General features: G+C 68.5%; 11 protein-coding genes. 4 read left to right on the forward strand and 7 right to left on the reverse strand.

Annotation, left to right across the window (positions count from 1 at the left end):
* Nucleotides 1-2 precede the first annotated feature (2 nt).
* A complete protein-coding gene (locus ACLIVD_RS36785; RefSeq protein ID WP_491931690.1) occupies nt 3-1,301 on the forward strand; it encodes an MFS transporter in 1,299 nt (432 codons plus the stop codon).
* An 8-nt stretch (nt 1,302-1,309) separates the two neighbouring features.
* Here the strand turns inward: ACLIVD_RS36785 and ACLIVD_RS36790 are convergent, their stop codons facing one another.
* Complete coding sequence (locus ACLIVD_RS36790) at nt 1,310-1,720, reverse strand: PaaI family thioesterase (protein WP_009476716.1); 411 nt, start codon at nt 1,718-1,720, stop codon at nt 1,310-1,312.
* Nucleotides 1,721-1,996: 276 nt separating this feature from the next.
* On the opposite strand from ACLIVD_RS36790, the gene ACLIVD_RS36795 reads away from it, so the two are divergent.
* The gene (locus ACLIVD_RS36795; RefSeq protein ID WP_491932968.1) at nt 1,997-3,550 is read left to right on the forward strand and encodes a glycoside hydrolase family 183 protein; all 1,554 of its coding nucleotides are present in this window, start codon (nt 1,997-1,999) and stop codon (nt 3,548-3,550) included.
* Nucleotides 3,551-3,571: 21 nt separating this feature from the next.
* On the opposite strand, the gene ACLIVD_RS36800 is transcribed toward ACLIVD_RS36795, so the two are convergent.
* From ACLIVD_RS36800 to ACLIVD_RS36825, 6 genes are all read right to left on the reverse strand, one after another.
* The gene (locus ACLIVD_RS36800) at nt 3,572-4,651 is read right to left on the reverse strand and encodes a sulfate/molybdate ABC transporter ATP-binding protein (RefSeq protein WP_280783045.1); all 1,080 of its coding nucleotides are present in this window, start codon (nt 4,649-4,651) and stop codon (nt 3,572-3,574) included.
* The gene (locus ACLIVD_RS36805; RefSeq protein ID WP_491931691.1) at nt 4,648-5,454 is read right to left on the reverse strand and encodes an ABC transporter permease; all 807 of its coding nucleotides are present in this window, start codon (nt 5,452-5,454) and stop codon (nt 4,648-4,650) included. Before ACLIVD_RS36805 ends, ACLIVD_RS36800 begins: the two co-directional genes overlap by 4 nt.
* Nucleotides 5,451-6,260, reverse strand: coding sequence for a molybdate ABC transporter substrate-binding protein (gene modA, locus ACLIVD_RS36810; RefSeq protein ID WP_491931692.1), 810 nt, complete (start codon nt 6,258-6,260; stop codon nt 5,451-5,453). The genes ACLIVD_RS36805 and modA overlap by 4 nt, the downstream gene beginning before the upstream one ends.
* Nucleotides 6,257-6,661, reverse strand: coding sequence for a TOBE domain-containing protein (locus tag ACLIVD_RS36815; RefSeq protein WP_280783047.1), 405 nt, complete (start codon nt 6,659-6,661; stop codon nt 6,257-6,259). The genes modA and ACLIVD_RS36815 overlap by 4 nt, the downstream gene beginning before the upstream one ends.
* A gap of 86 nt (nt 6,662-6,747) precedes the next feature.
* Nucleotides 6,748-10,884, reverse strand: a complete 4,137-nt coding sequence (locus tag ACLIVD_RS36820) for a bifunctional nitrate reductase/sulfite reductase flavoprotein subunit alpha (RefSeq protein ID WP_491931693.1) — start codon at nt 10,882-10,884, stop codon at nt 6,748-6,750.
* 243 nt (nt 10,885-11,127) lie between these two features.
* Nucleotides 11,128-12,579, reverse strand: coding sequence for a CCA tRNA nucleotidyltransferase (locus ACLIVD_RS36825; RefSeq protein WP_011596241.1), 1,452 nt, complete (start codon nt 12,577-12,579; stop codon nt 11,128-11,130).
* 149 nt (nt 12,580-12,728) lie between these two features.
* On the opposite strand from ACLIVD_RS36825, the gene ACLIVD_RS36830 reads away from it, so the two are divergent.
* Both ACLIVD_RS36830 and ACLIVD_RS36835 read left to right on the forward strand, forming a co-directional pair.
* Entirely contained in the window at nt 12,729-13,304 is a 576-nt protein-coding gene (locus tag ACLIVD_RS36830; protein WP_005572816.1) for an NUDIX hydrolase, read from the forward strand.
* A 2-nt stretch (nt 13,305-13,306) separates the two neighbouring features.
* On the forward strand, nt 13,307-15,697 hold the full coding sequence (locus ACLIVD_RS36835) for a DUF6049 family protein (RefSeq protein ID WP_491931694.1): 2,391 nt from the start codon (nt 13,307-13,309) through the stop codon (nt 15,695-15,697).
* Nucleotides 15,698-15,760: the final 63 nt, after the last annotated feature.

Genomic DNA, 15,760 nt, shown 5'->3' on the forward strand with positions numbered 1-15,760 from the left:
GAATGGCGAAACAGCTCGGCAACCGGCGCGAGGCGTGGCGCAGAACGGCGTACACCCTCCGGCGGTCGCCCGGGCTGGCCCGTCTCGCGACGGTGCGATTCGCCAGTCAGCTGGGCGACGGCATGTTCCAGACGGCACTCGGCGGCGCAATTCTGTTCAACCCGGAGCGCGCAACGGATCCCGTCACGATTGCCGCCGGTTTCGCGGTACTGCTGCTCCCGTACTCGGTGATCGGACCGTACGCGGGCGCGCTCCTCGACCGCTGGGACCGCCGCGCCGTGCTGCTGTGGGCGAATGTTCTGCGCGGACTGCTGATTCTGCTGACCGCCGTGTTGCTGGAGACCGGGACCGGTGAGTCCGCGCTGCTCCTCCTCGCCCTCGCCGCCATCGGCGTGAGCCGGTTCGTTCTCGCGGGAGTCTCGGCGGCGCTGCCGCGAGTGGTGCACCGGTCCTGGCTCGTGGCCACCAATTCGGTGCTCGCCACCGCCGGCTCCGTCGTCGCCGCACTCGGAGCAGCGACGTCCGTCGCCATCATCTCCCTCGTGGGCGCCGGCGACCGCGGCTCGGGAATCGCCGTCGCGGCAGCCGCCTGCGGTTCCGCGGTGGCCGCGTTCGCGGCGTCGCGCTTCCACCATCGGCTGCTCGGCCCGCACGCCGACGAGAAACCCGAATACGGTGCGGTCCACGCCGTCGCGGCCGGACTGCGCAACGGGGCGGTCGCCGTGTGGCAGTCACCGGGCGTCACGACGGCGATGATCGGAATAGGCACGCACCGGATCGTTTTCGGTGTCAACACGCTGATCATGGTTCTGGTGCTCCGCGACACCGCCACCGTCAGCGCCCTGCCCGGAGGTCTGGCCGGTTTCGGTGTCGCGGTCGGCGCCACCGCCGCGGGCATGCTGCTGGCGGCGATCTCGACGCCGTTCCTGATTCCGCGCGTCGGACGGTCCCGCACCATCGTCGGCGGCCTGATCCTCGCCCTCGTCGTGCAGTGCACACTCGTCGCGACGCTCACGCAGGCGTCGCTGCTGTGCGGTGCGCTCCTCCTCGGATTCGCCGGGCAGTCCATCAAACTCACCGGTGACGCGGCAATGCAGATCGAGATCGAGGACGACCGCCGCGGACAGGTGTTCGCCCTGCAGGACACGGTGTTCAACGTGGCCTTCATCGCGTCGATCGCCGCAGCCTCCCTCGTGATCGCCCCCGACGGCCGGTCACTCGGGCTGGTGCTGGCGGGTGGTGCGGTCTACGGACTCGGACTGCTCGGCGTCCTGTTCAACTCCCGACGCGAACCCGCCTGACAACCGAGCTATTTCGACCCCGGCATCGGCACGTTCTGCAGCCGCACCTGACCGCGGGCCACCTCCTTGCCGGTGTCGGTCGCGGTGATCACCACCGACCACAACTGCTGCACCCGACCCTGCTGGATGGGCACCGCGACCACGTCGACCCGTCCCTCGGTGCGGGCCCGCAGGAAGTCGGTTCCGTTGTGCACACCCACCGCGAACTCACCACGGTCGGCGACGGCAGTGCTCGCACCGATGCTCGCGGCCGATTCGACCGCCGTCGTGTAGACGCCGCCGTGCACGACTCCCCACGGTGTGTGGTGGTCGGCGGACAGGTCGATGTGGCCGACGACCTTGGTCCCCGACACCTCGTCGAGTTCCAGGCCGGCAGCGGCGACGAAGGCGCTCGCCGCCTCCCGGGTCAGATCGGTCATGATGCGTTCTCCTCGTCGAACACTCGGTTAGTTTGAAATCCCAACCCACTGTGCCCGGCTTCGGCACCGACGTCAATGGTCCGGTAGTACCGGTTCCACCTACGCCCGATGAAAATCTCCTGTGCGACAGTGAGACCGCACTGTGACCGGACGGGCCGGGCTCGTGCGCTGAGGATGCCGTCGCCGGGTGTTATCTTCAACCCGAACGTGCAGGTCGGTCCACCGTTACTCCGACCACCGATCTGGAGGGGTCCCGTGGTCGAGAAGTCATGGTCTGTGGCCGGAGTGCCGCTGTGCGTCGCGGCCGTCGTGGCCGCGACGATCGGCTTCACCGCCGCCCCCGCCGCGGCCGAGACCACTCCGTGGCTGCCGGTGAATGCCTGCGGCGAGACCGGGTTCAACCCGGCAAAGGAGCCTCCGAGTCCGGGCGGCGGCCCACTGCTGCCGCCCCTTCCCCCGACCGTGAGCATCCCGATCCCGTACCCCGACTTCGTGCCGGTGCCGGTCCCCGGACCGACCGCCGACCAGACGCGTGTCGCCCAGGACCTTCCCGCCGACCCGTGTGCGGACCCGTGCCCCGACCTCACCGATCCGGTCGACGAACCGGAGACCGAGCCCGGGTCCTCGGGTTCTGCAGGCTCTTCCGGTTCCGCGGGGGCTTCGGGTTCTGCGGGGTCGTCGGGCTCGTCCGGCTCGAGTGCGCTGACCATCCCGAAGATCTCGATCGATCCGCGTCCCGAGACCATTCCCATCCCCGTTCCCGGCGGCCCCGGACCCGAACCGCAGCCGGCGCCTCCCGTCGAGATCAACCCCGCCGAACGTGGTTCCCTCACCGCACCCGTGGCGAAACCGGAGGTCGGCGACGTCCGGTTGGTGTCGCAGCTGACGGGCCGCGGTTCGGAGAACCGCACGGACAAGCGCTGGCAGGTCGACGGCACCGACCTCGGCATCACCTGGGAGACGAAACCCGGTGAGGTCGCGGTCGCGTTCGGCGACACGTTCGGCAAGGACTGGGCTCCGCCCGGCGCGTTCGGCGAGGACTGGCGGAGCAACGTTCTCGGCCACAGCACCGACACCGACCTGTCCGACGGCATGACCATCGACAGCATGGTCCAGGACAGCCGGTGCCATGCCGCCGAGATCATCGACAGCAGGCACATCAACAACTTCGAGACCACCACCATCCCCACGTCGGGGTTCGCGATCGGTGACCGTCAGTACCTGAGCTACATGTCGGTGAAGCGCTGGAGCATGGTCCCCGGTATGTGGTACACGAACTACGGCGGCATCGCGTACTCCGACGACAACGGGCAGACCTGGACCAAGGACCAGCACGCCAAGTGGGACAACATCTTCGGCGCCCGCTTCCAGGTGTCCGCGATGGTGCCGCAGGGCGACTACGTGTACATGTTCGGCACCCCCAACGGGAGGATCGGCACCATCGGCCTGGCCCGGGTGCCGGTCGATCAGGTCCTCAACACCACGTCGTACCAGTACTGGTCGGACGGCATTTGGACCCCCGTGTCCCAGCGCCTCGCGACCCCCATCGTCGGTGGGGTGGCCAGCGAACTGTCCGTCCGCTACGACGCGGCCGCGGGCACCTGGCTGATGAGCTACCTCGAGCCCGTCGGCGGCTCGATCATCCTGCGGCGGTCGTCGAGCCCGCAGGGTGTGTGGTCGGACGGCGCGACGCTCGTCGACACGGCCGACTACCCGATGGCGTACGGCGGCTTCATGCATCCGTGGTCGACGGACAAGGATCTGTATTTCACGATCTCGGAGTGGGACAGCTACAACGTCTACCTGATGCACGCGTCCCTGCACCCGTGAGTACTTGTCAACCGCCCGTGGTTAACAAGTACGCACGGCATGGAGGGCGACCTCGGTGGCCTTGACGACGAAGAACACATCCAGCCCCGGCACCAGATCGAGTTCCGCGACGGACGCCGCCGTCACATCGGCGCTGAGTTCGAACCTGCCTCCGGCTTCGGCCGCGCGCACCCGGACCGTCGGCCCACGCACCTCGATCTCCGAGATGGACACCCGGAAGACGTTGCGCGGACTGCCTTCCGGAGAGCGCCGGTGGACGGCCACCGAATGCGGAGCGAACACCGCGACCGCCGGCGCACCCGGCACGAAATCGGCGTCGGGAAGACCGTGCAGCCGAACACCGGTCTCGGTCTCGAAGCCGTCCTGCGCCCCGAACACGGGAACGAGGTTGAGCCCGGCGATCCGCGCGGCGAACGCACTGCGGGGGCGGGTCAGCACGTCTCGCACCGAACCGAATTCGACCACCTGACCGCCCTCGACGACGATCACCCGGTCGGCCAGCGCCAGCGCGTCGAGGATGTCGTGGGTGACCACGACGGCGGTCCGGTCGCCCTCCCGCAGCACCCGTCGGAGCAGGACGCGCAGGGCGGGCGCCGCGGCCACGTCGAGGGCTGACATGGGTTCGTCGAGCAGGAGGGCCTGGGGTTCGGCCGCGAGGGCCCGCGCCACCGCGACCCGCTGAGCCTGCCCCCCGGACAGCTCGTGCGGACGGCGGTCGGCAAACTGCGTCGCATCCACTGCGTCCAGCCATTTCTCGGCGATCGCCCGCGCCTCCCGACGTCCCCGGCCGGCACTGCGCGGGGCGAATGCCACGTTGGCGGCCACCGTCAGATGCGGGAACAACAGCGCCTGCTGTGCGAGCAGCGCGATGCCGCGCCGGTGTGGGGGCACGGCGACGCCCCGGGCGGTGTCGGTGAGCACGCGACCGTTCAGTTCGACGCGTCCGAAGTCTGGGCGAACCAGGCCGGCGACCACCGAGAGTGCCGTCGATTTACCGGCACCGTTCGGCCCGAGCACCGCCAGCACCTCGCCCTCGCCGAGGTCGAACCCCACGTCGACGCCACGCGCATCCACCCGCGCCTCGACGCTCAGGCCGGTCATACTGCAGCCCTCGACGCCCAGCCCCGCGAACCCACCACGATGAGCACCGCGACCACGACGAGCACCAGCGACAACGCCACGGCCGCCTCGGCATCGGTCTCACGCTGCAGGTAGATCTCGAGCGGCAGGGTTCTCGTGACGCCCTGCAGACTGCCCGCGAACGTCAGTGTCGCCCCGAACTCGCCGAGCGCCCGCGCGAACGACAACACGGCCCCGGACACCAGCCCGGGCAGCACCAGCGGCAGCGTCACCCGCCGGAAGACGGTGGTGGGGCTCGCACCGAGCGTCGCGGCGGCGTGCTCGTACCGGCTGCCTGCGGTGCGGAGCGAACCCTCGAGGCTCACCACCAGGAACGGCAGCGCGACGAACGTCTGCGCGAGCACCACGGCCGTGGTGGTGAACGCGATGTGGATGCCCGCGACCTCGAGGTGCTGCCCGATGAGGCCCTTCCGACCGAACGTGTACAGCAGGGCGATACCCCCGACCACCGGTGGAAGCACGAGCGGCAGGAGAACCAGCGACCGCAGCACGTGCAGTCCGCGAAAACTGCTGCGCGACAGCACGGCCGCCATCGGAACCCCCAGCAGGACGCACAGCACGGTGCTCAGGGCTGCGGTCCGCAGGCTCAGTTCCAGCGCTGCGAGCGAGGATTCGGACGTGACCAGCTGGAAGAACCGCGACCAGTCGACGCTCGCGAGCATCGCGAACAGTGGCAGGACGACGAACAGTCCGCCCAGTGCCGCCGGAACGAAGATCCAGCCCGGAAGCCCGGACGGGACTCTGACGCGCGCCGCCCGGATCACGGCTGGGCGAACCCTGCCTTCGCCAGCACTGCCTGGCCGTCGGGTCCCGTGACGAGGTCGACGAAGCCCTGCGCCGCGTCCGGCGCCCTCGAAGCGGACAGCGTCGCAATGGGATAGGTGTTCACAGCCTGCGCGGCCTCGGGGAACGCCACGGCCGTCAGCTTCTCACCCGCGCTCGCCGCGTCCGTGACGTACACCAGTCCGGCGTCGGCCTGACCGGCCGTCACCTTGTTCAGCACGTCGGTGACCGACGACTCCTCGCTGACCGGGCTGAGGTCGACACCCGACGCGGACTCGACCTTCTGCGTCGCGGAACCGCACGGAACCTGCGGGGCACACGTGACCACCAGCGTCCCCTCACGGTTCAGATCCGTGAAGGACGTGATGCCCTTGGGGTTTCCGGGTGCCGTCACGATGGTCAGCGTGTTGGCGGCGAAGTCGACGGGACTGCCCTCGACGAGTCCGGCGTCGACCACCTTCGTCATGTTGGTGGTGTCGGCGGACGCGAATACGTCGGCCGAGGCGCCCTGGTCGAGTTGAGCGGCGAGGTCGGAGGATCCGGCGAAGCTGAACTCCACGTGGGATCCGGGGTTCGCGGTCTCGTACATCTGGCCGAGTTCCGTGAACGTGCCCTTCAGCGACGCCGCGGCGAACACCGTGATGCCGCCCCCCTGCGCGGACGCGGACGCCGCCTCGGCCGAACCCGAGGCTCCGCTGTCGTCGTTCGAACCGCAACCGGTGAGAAGACCGAGACCGAGTGCGGCCGCAGCAGCCCCCGTCGTGGCCCGCCGCCAGGACATCCTCATGAAACTCCTCCCGGTGTTTCGACGATCACCGTGGTCGACTTGACGACGGCTACCGCGACCTTGCCGGGCTCGAGCCCGAGGTCGCGGACGGCTTCGCTGCTCATCAGGGATACGACGCGGAAAGGCCCGCACTGCATCTCGACCTGGGCCATCACCTTGTCCATCACCACCGCGGTCACGATGCCGGTGAATCGGTTACGCGCCGAGGAGTCCGATCCGAGCAGATCGGGCGACTTCGAGGCGTTGGCGCGCGCGAACTCGGCGAGCGCGGGGCCGTCGACGACCTTGCGGCCCGACTCGTCCTTCTCCGCCGCGAGACTGCCGTTGTCGATCCACCGCCGGACCGTGTCGTCGCTGACGCCGAGCAGTTCTGCTGCCTGTCGTATCCGGATACCCGTCATCCGAGAATTGTCCGCGCATGCGTCATGACCGACATCCTATGTCGGCAAATACGGACTGATCAAGTGCGCCTCTCCGCAGATGCGGATCAGTACACGTCGCGCACGTAGCGCTTGTCGGTCGCGAGCTGCTTCATGTACAGCTCGGTGTCCTCTTCGTCCAGGCGCCCATGCGTGCGGACGACCTCACGGACCGTCTCGTCGACGTCCTTCGCCATGCGGCTGGCGTCGCCGCAGACGTACAGGGACGCACCCTCCTGCATCCAGCCCCACAGCTTGGCGCCGTGCTCGCGAATGCGGTCCTGCACATAGATCTTCTGCCGCTGGTCCCGGGAGAACGCCGCATCGAGGTGGGTGAGAAATCCGTCGCGGTGCATAGCTTCCATCTCCTCGCGGTAGTAGAAGTCGGTAGCCTCGTGCTGCTCACCGAAGAACATCCAGTTCTTGCCCGTGTGACCCAATTCCCGGCGTTCGTGCAGGAATCCGCGGAACGGAGCGATGCCGGTGCCGGGACCGACCATGATCATCGGTGCATCGGCCGCCTGCGGGGGACGAAAGTGCGCCGACTTCTGCACGAAGATCGGCACGTCGGCCTCGTCGCAGTGATCGGCGAGGAACGTCGAGCAGACCCCGGAGCGGTTCTTGCCCTCGTGGTTGTAGCGCACCGCGGAGACGGTCAGCTGCACCTCACCCGGATCGACCTTGGGGCTCGACGAGATCGAGTACAACCGCGGCTGCAGGCGCTTGAGAACGCTCAGCCACTCGTCGGCGTCGGCGTCGACCCCGTACTCCGCCAGCACGTCCATCGACTGCCGCCCCCACAGCCACTGCTGGAGCGCGATCTTGTTCTGCGGGCGCAGCAGCCGCGCCAGCTCGGTGTCCTGGGTGCGGCTCTGCACGAACCGCAGCAGCTCGGGAGTCACCTTCGTGATCTCGAGCTTCGTGCGCAGCGCCTCGCGCAGCGTCATCTCCGGCAGGTCCGGCAACGTGACGGGCGTGTCCGGGATCGACCGGGTGACCTTCAGCCACTCGTCGACGACGGCGTCGCTGTTGGTCGGCCAGACACCGAGAGCGTCGCCCGCCTCATAGGTGAAATCCGGATCGCTCACTTCGAAACCGAACTGCCGCACGTCCTTCGACGATCCGGCCGCGCTGAGCGGAATGTTCTTCGTCAGCCGCGTGATCAACGGCGTCTTCCGCGTGAACGTCGCCGCCTTCTTCGCCGCGGGCCGGGCAGGCGCGGGTGCGGACGCCACCACGGTCGCACCGTCGGCCGCCGCACGCTCCCGGACCAGCTTCTGGACCTGGGTCAGCCACTGACGTGCCTGCTCCTCGTAGTCGGGTTCGCAGTCGACCCGCTCGGTGAGACGCTTCGCCTCCAGCTGCTCCAGCCGGGCGTCGATCCGCTTGCCGTGCCCGCAGAAGTCGTCGTAGTTGGAATCGCCGAAAGCCAGCACGGCGTAACGGGTCTGCGACAGCTTCGGGGCCTCGTCGCTGCTGAGCGCGGACCAGAAGTTGCTGCCGTTGTCGGGGGCGTCGCCGTCCCCGAACGTGCTGGTGATGATCAGGAGGTCGCGGACGTCGGCGAGGCCCGCGACGTCGTAGTCGTCCATGCTCATCAGGCGGGTGCCGTGCCCGGCCGCTTCGAGTTGTTCGGCACATTCGGCGGCGAACTCCTCGGCGTTGCCGGTCTGCGACGCCCACACCACCACCACGGGGTGCTGTACCGATTCAGTGTTCGCGTCCGGCACCACGACGCTCTGCGGAACGTCGGAACGGGAGAACAGCCCCGCCATCAGACCGTCCAGCCACACTCGCTTGGACCCGGAGATCGGTGCGCTTCGCGGAAGGACCGGAACGCCCTGGATCTCGGTGGACTGCAGCCCCGACAGCAGCCCGGCGAGGTACATGCGTTCGTGTTCGTCGAAGGTGGGGGAGGCGGAGTCGTCCAGGCCCAGGATGCGACTCATCTCCGCGGCGGGCGAACCCTGCGCGAGCGTGAGCGCCCCGCCGGATTCCGGGGCCTCCGGCGTCGACACCGGGGCCACCCGGGTCAGGGAGACGGCGCACGCCTTGAACTCCGGCTGGAAGGACGTGGGATCGACGGCGTCGTTGGTGACGGCGTTGATGCTGAGGTACTCGCCGAAGGAATCGTTCCAGTGGAACGGGGCGAAACACCCGCCGGCGAGGACGCGGTCGCTGACGACGGCGGGAAGGACCGCGCGACCGCGCCGGGACGCCACCTCCACCTTGTCGCCGTCGGCGATCGAAAGCTTCTGCGCATCAGCGGGATTGATCTCGACGAACGGGCCGGAGTTCAGCTTGTTGAGCTTGGCCACCTTGCCCGTCTTCGTCATCGTGTGCCACTGGTGCTGCAGGCGACCGGTGTTGAGGACGAAGGGGTAGTCGTCGTCGGGCATCTCGGCGGGCAGCATGTGCGGGCGTGGGAAGAACGCGGCCTTGCCGCTCGCGGTGGCGAACGCCAGGCGGGGGAGTGAACCGTCGGGAGCCGACAGCAGGTTCTGGCTCACGCCGTCGTTGACGTAGCGGAGGGGGTTGCGATCGGTGCGGTTGCCGGGCGGGCTCGGCCACTGCACCGGTGTGTCCCGCAGACGGTCGTAGGTGATGCCGCGAAGGTCGTAGCCGGTCTTGGGATTCCAGGTGCGTTTGATCTCCTCGAACACGTCCTCCGAGGAGTCGTAGGTGAACGCGTCCGCGTATCCCATCTCGCACGCGACGCGGGCGATGATCTGCCAGTCGGGCAGTGCCTGACCCACCGGATCTACGGCCTGCTGCAACAGGGTGAGGTTGCGCTCGGAGTTGATCATCACCGAATCCGACTCCGCCCAGAGCGCCCCGGGCAACAGGATGTCGGCGTAACCGTTGGTCTCGGTGTCGAGGAAGACGTCCTGCGTGATCACGAGCTCGGCGGCCTCGAGACCCTCGATCACCGTCCGCCGGTTCGCCACGGTGGCAACGGGATTGGTGCAGATGATCCAGCAGGCCTTGATGTCACCCGCCACCATCCGCTCGAACATGTCGACGGTTCCGGTGCCGACCTCCGTGCGGATACTCCCCTCCGGCAGCTCCCACAGATCCTCGATGAACGCCCGGTCGTCGGCGGCGAGCACCGACCGCTGCCCCGGCAGGCCGGGACCCATGTACCCCATCTCGCGGCCACCCATCGCGTTGGGCTGACCGGTAAGGGAGAACGGGCCGCTGCCCGGACGGCAGATCGCACCGGTGGCCAGGTGCAGGTTGCAGATCGCGTTGGTGTTCCACGTGCCGTGGGTGCTCTGGTTGAGCCCCATCGTCCAGCAGCTCATCCAGTTCTCGGCCTCACCGATCCACTGCGCGGCCTGACGGATGTCGGATTCGGGGATGCCGGTGATCTCCGCGACCTTCTCGGGGGTGTACTCCTCGAGGAACTCCGGCATCACCTCCCAGCCCTCGGTGAACTCGGCGATGAACTCGGGATCGGTGTGCCCGTTCGTCACGAGCAGGTGCAGCAGGCCGTTGAGCAGTGCGAGGTCGGTGCCCGGCGCGATCTGCATGAACAGGTTCGACTTGTCGGCCGTCGCGTTGCGACGCGGGTCGACCACGATCAGCTTGGCGCCGGCCTTGACGCGGTCCATCATCCGCAGGAACAGGATGGGGTGACAATCCGCCATGTTGGCGCCGATCACGAAGAACACGTCGGCCTTGTCGAAGTCCTGGTACGACCCGGGCGGACCGTCCGCGCCCAGCGACTGCTTGTAACCGGTGCCCGCACTGGCCATGCACAACCGCGAGTTGGACTCGATCTGGTTGGTGCCGACGAAGCCCTTCGCGAGCTTGGTGATCAGGTACTGCGCCTCGATGGACATCTGACCGGAGACGTAGAAGGACAGGGCGTCCGGTCCGTGCTCGTCGAGTTGTTCCCTCAGCCGGCGCGCGGTCTCGCTGATGGCGGCGCCGACCTCGATCGAGGTGGGTGCTTCCCCGCGCTCGTCGCGGACGTACCCGGTTTCCATCCGGCCACCGGCCACCAGCATCTCGGCGCTCGTCGCACCCTTGGTGCACAGCCGCCCGAAGTTGGTGGGATGGTCCTTGTCGCCGGACGCCTTGAGCACGCGGCGTGCATTGGTCTCGGGATCGATCCCGACTTCGAGCACCATGCCGCAGCCGACACCGCAGTACGAGCAGGCGGTCTTCACTGTGGAAGTCCCGGCTTTCTGCTGCTGCATCGACTAGCTCCTCACCTGCACGGTCGCAGCCTGTCCACCCGGCTCACGACCTGTATCAATGCTGCCGTGAACCGTGTTTCGTCGGGATTAACCCCCGTGAGCGTTCGGTGACGTCTCTCGCACCCGGGCCCGGGCACGGTGGTGATGTCGAGGCAGAAACAACCAGGTCGTGTGACTGTCGTCACTTCAGGTGAGTGGCCGCCCGAAAGCGGAGTAAGGAGAACCGAGCGGATCGACGCTCGGTCAGCCCTGCTGCGTGGCCCACCACGACAGCAGTTCGGCCTCGGCCTCGTCGCGACTGAGGGGGCCGCGATCGAGCCGGAGCTCCTTGAGGTACTTCCACGCCTTCCCGACGTCGGGGCCCGCCGGAATGCCGAGCAACTCCATGATCGCGTTGCCGTCGAGGTCGGGGCGCACCCGCGCGAGGTCTTCCTGCTCGGCGAGCCGGGCGATCCGCTCCTCGATGTCGTCGTATGTCGCCTGCAGGGCGGCCGCCCGCCGCTTGTTGCGGGTGGTGCAATCGGCGCGGACCAGCTTGTGCAGCCGCGGCAGCAGCGGGCCGGCATCGGTCACATACCGGCGCACAGCGGAATCGGTCCACTGACCCTTGCCGTAGCCGTGGAACCGCAGGTGGAGGAACACCAGCTGCGACACGTCGTCGACCATCTGCTTCGAATACTTCAGCGCCCGCATCCGCTTGCGGACCATCTTCGCGCCGACCACCTCGTGGTGGTGGAAGCTCACACCACCGCCCGGCTCGTTGCGCTTCGTGTCCGGTTTACCGATGTCGTGCAGCAGCGCCGCCCACCGCAACACCAGGTCGGGGTCGCCGTCCTCGAGGTCGACGGCCTGCTTCAGCACGGTCAGCGAGTGCCAGTACACGTCCTTGTGCTGGTGGTGCTCGTCGATCTCGAGCTTCATCTGCGGCACCTCGGGCAGCACGAAATCGGCGAGACCCGTCTCGCACATCACGTTCATGCCGTCGATCGGGAATTCGCCGAGAATCAGCTTGTCGAGTTCGGCCCGCACGCGTTCGGCCGTGATCCGCTCGATCTGCGGCGCCATGTCGACGATGGCCTGATGCACGCGCTCGTGCAGCGTGAACCCCAGCTGTGACACGAACCGGGCGGCCCGCAACATGCGCAGCGGGTCGTCGTTGAAAGAGTTCTCCGGCGCCGACGGCGTGTCCAGCACCCCGGCCAGCAGGGCGTTCATGCCGCCCAGGGGGTCGACGAAGTCCTGCGATCCGTCCGCACCGATCCGCACGGCCATCGCGTTGACCGTGAAATCGCGCCGAACCAGATCGTCCTCGAGCTTCGTCCCGAACTGGACGACCGGATTGCGCGACACCCGGTCGTAGGCGTCGGCGCGATACGTCGTGATCTCGATCTGCTGGCCCGCCTTGGCGGCGCTGATCGTCCCGAACTCGATGCCCGTGTCCCACTGGTTGTCGGCCCAGCCGGACAGCAGCTTCTGCACCCGCTCCGGGTGAGCGTCGGTGGTGAAGTCGAGGTCGGTGCCGAGGCGGCCCAGGATCGCGTCCCGGACACTGCCCCCCACCAGGTACAACTCGTGACCGGCGGCAGCGAACCTCTCACCGAGCGGCGTCAGGACTTCGGACAGCTCGCGCAGCGTCACCGCGGCGCCGGCAAGCAGTCGCGTACGGCGCTCGTCGTCGAGAGAAGGGGCAGTCACGTCCAGGAAGCTTACCGAGGTGCGCAAATAGCGAGATACGCATACACGCTGTCACCTCGCCGTTCGGTTCACCACAGGTGTGTCACGAAGCGTCTCGGTTCGGGTGCGGCGTTCCGGTGGAGACGGCAAAGCCAACTACTATCGATGGGGTGTCTGCTGCCGAACGTGCGAACAGGAGTCGCCGCAACTCGCGGCGGCGCGGCGCCGTCGGCAAACCCGCGAAACCCCACATGAGGACGGTTCGCGAAACCTCGGCGGGCGGGCTCGTCGTCAACGGTCTCGGCGGACCGCGGGAGAATCTGTGCGCCGCGCTGATCGGACGCACCGACCGACGCGGGCGGCTGCTGTGGTCGCTGCCCAAGGGACACATCGAGCAGGGCGAGACCGCCGAACAGACCGCGATGCGTGAGGTCGAAGAAGAGACCGGCATCCAGGGCACCGTCCTCGCGTCGCTCGGCAGCATCGACTACTGGTTCGTCACCGAGGGCCGACGGGTCCACAAGACCGTCCACCACTATCTGCTGAGATGCCTCGGTGGGGAACTGTCGGACGAAGACGTGGAAGTCACCGAGGTAGCGTGGGTGCCGCTCGCCGAGCTGGGATCACGCCTGGCCTACGCAGACGAACGGAAACTCGCAGAAATCGCCGGTGACTTGATCTCCAAGATGACTACCACTCCGACCGCCCCCGACCTGAAGCTCCAGAAGGGGCCAGACGCCGGATGAGGATGGCTTTGCGTCGGGTCGGTGCCGTGACGTTGACCGCACTCGCGGTCGTTCTGGCTCCCACCAGCACCGTGGTGGCGGCGGCCCAGGACCCGGTGCCGCCCGAGAGCGCCGGGACCCAGACGGTCGACGAGGACCCCGAGTTCCTCGAACTGCACATCGACAACGTCACGCCGTCCACGGTCACCACCACCAGCGACCCGTTCGTCACCGTCACGGGCTCGGTGAAGAACGTCGGCGACCGCACGGTCCGCGACGTCAGCGTGCGGTTGCAGCGCGCCCCCGCCGTCGCGAGCAGCGAGGGCCTCCGTACGTCTCTGACCCTCGATCAGTCGCGGTACGACACGGTCGGCATGTTCGACACGGTCGCGGGCCGCCTCGACGAGGGGCAGAGCAAGCAGTTCACGCTGTCGCTGCCGCTGCGGTCCGACACCGACATCTCCCTCGACATCACCGAACCCGGCGTGTATCCGCTGATGGTGAACGTGAACGGCACCCCCGAGTACGGCGGGGCGGCGCGTCTCGACGACGCCCGTTTCCTGCTTCCCGTGTTCGGGGTCCCCGGCACGCCGGCCGTGCCCCCGGACATCTCCAGTCCCGTCGCGGTCACCATGCTGTGGCCGCTCGCGGACCGGCCCCGGCTCGCGGCGGGGGTGCCCGGCTCCGTCACCGAACCGGTCCGTCTCGTCGACGACGACCTCGCGACGTCGCTCGCGGACGGCGGCCGCCTCGACGAACTGCTGGGCGCGGTGGAGTTCGCCACCCGGGAGAGCGTCGACCGCGACCACACGCTCCGGGACAGTATGTGCCTGGCCGTCGACCCGGACCTGCTGATCACCGTCGAGAACATGACGCGCGGATATCTGGTGGTGGACGACCCGTCCGATCCCACCGGTTCCGCGCACGAGGGCACCGGTAAGGATGCCGCGTCGGCGTGGCTCGACCGCGCCCGGTCGCTGGCCGCGTCCATGTGCACCACGTCGGTGCCGTTCGCGCAGGCCGACCTGTCCGCGATCACCGAGGTCGCGAACCCGGACCTGTCCGCGACCGCCGTCGAAGCCCCCGCGGACATCGTCGACAACGCTCTGGGTGTCACGTCGCTGCGCAATTTCGTGTGGAGCGACGCCGGGGTGCTCGACGACGCGACGGCGCAGATGCTCCGCGGAGACGAGGCGACCACCACGCTCGTGGCCGCCAATTCCGTCGACACGACGACACCCCGCGACAGCGCCCACGTCATCGAGGCCACACCGCCCCCCGCGCCCGTTCCCGCGAACGGGGAGACGACCCCGGCGGCCACCGAGACGCCCGCGGCCACCGGAAGCGTCGACGCGCTGCTGTTCGATCCCTCGGTCGGCACGGCGCTCGCGGCCATGGGGACGACACCGCAGACCCCCTCGTACACCCCGCAGCGCGCGCGGTACGACCTCTCGGACGATTCGCAGACCGCCCGGCTGCAGGACGCGCTCGGTGCGGTGTCGTGGTCTGCCCTCGAACCCGAGGCCGCACGGGCTGCCGGCACCCCGCGTTCGCTGATGGTGGTGCCGCCGCAGCTCTGGACGGCGGGCGCCGAGGACGCGAAGACACTGCTGTCCACGGTCTCCTCGCTGATGCGCTCGGGCCTGGCGACGCCCCGGCCGCTGCCCGCGATGCTGGGACGCCAGCCCGGATCACCCGAGGTCGCGACCCTGGAGTACCCGGATCAGGCCGCCGAGGACGGCGTCCCCGCCCATATCCGGGACGCCGCCGGCACGCAGACACCCCGCATCGAGGCACTGAACGCCGCGCTGGTCGACGACCCGCAGGCCCCGCTCACCCCGGAACGCTTCACCGCACCGCTGCGCGAGGACCTGCTGCGCTCGATGAGCCTCGCGCATCGCCGCGACGACGAACGGCGGTCCGCGGAGGAGGCGTCCGACGTGCGCGCCGACGAGGTGGCCGAAACCATGGACGACCTGTTCGGGGCAGTCACCGTCGTGTCGCCGGGCGGCGTCTACACGCTGGCGTCGGAACAGAGCCCGCTGCTGCTGGTGGCCAGGAACGACCTGCCGGTCGGGATCACCGTCCGTCTCCAGGTGGATGCGCCGTCGGGGATGACCATCACCGACATCGGCCCCACCACGCTGCCCCCGCGGGGCAGTCGCACCCTCACCGTTCCCACCGAGGCCAACGACTCCCGCAAGCTCGTCGTCCAATTCTCTCTGACCACCGCCGATGGACAGCAACTGGGAGAGCCGACCAGCGTGACGGTACGGTCCAACGCGTACGGGCAGGCGTTGGCGATACTGACAGCATGCGCGGGTGCTCTGCTGCTGTTCCTCGCCGGCCGCCGGCTGTGGCATCGATTCCGCGGCCAGCCGGATCCAGCTGACGAAGGGTACGAACGTTCATGACCGGGAACTTGCCCAGTAGGGGCCAGAGGCTTCCCGATCGCTCCCATCCCCGGGTCGCCCCGT

This window comes from Rhodococcus sp. G6(2025) (assembly GCF_058628105.1).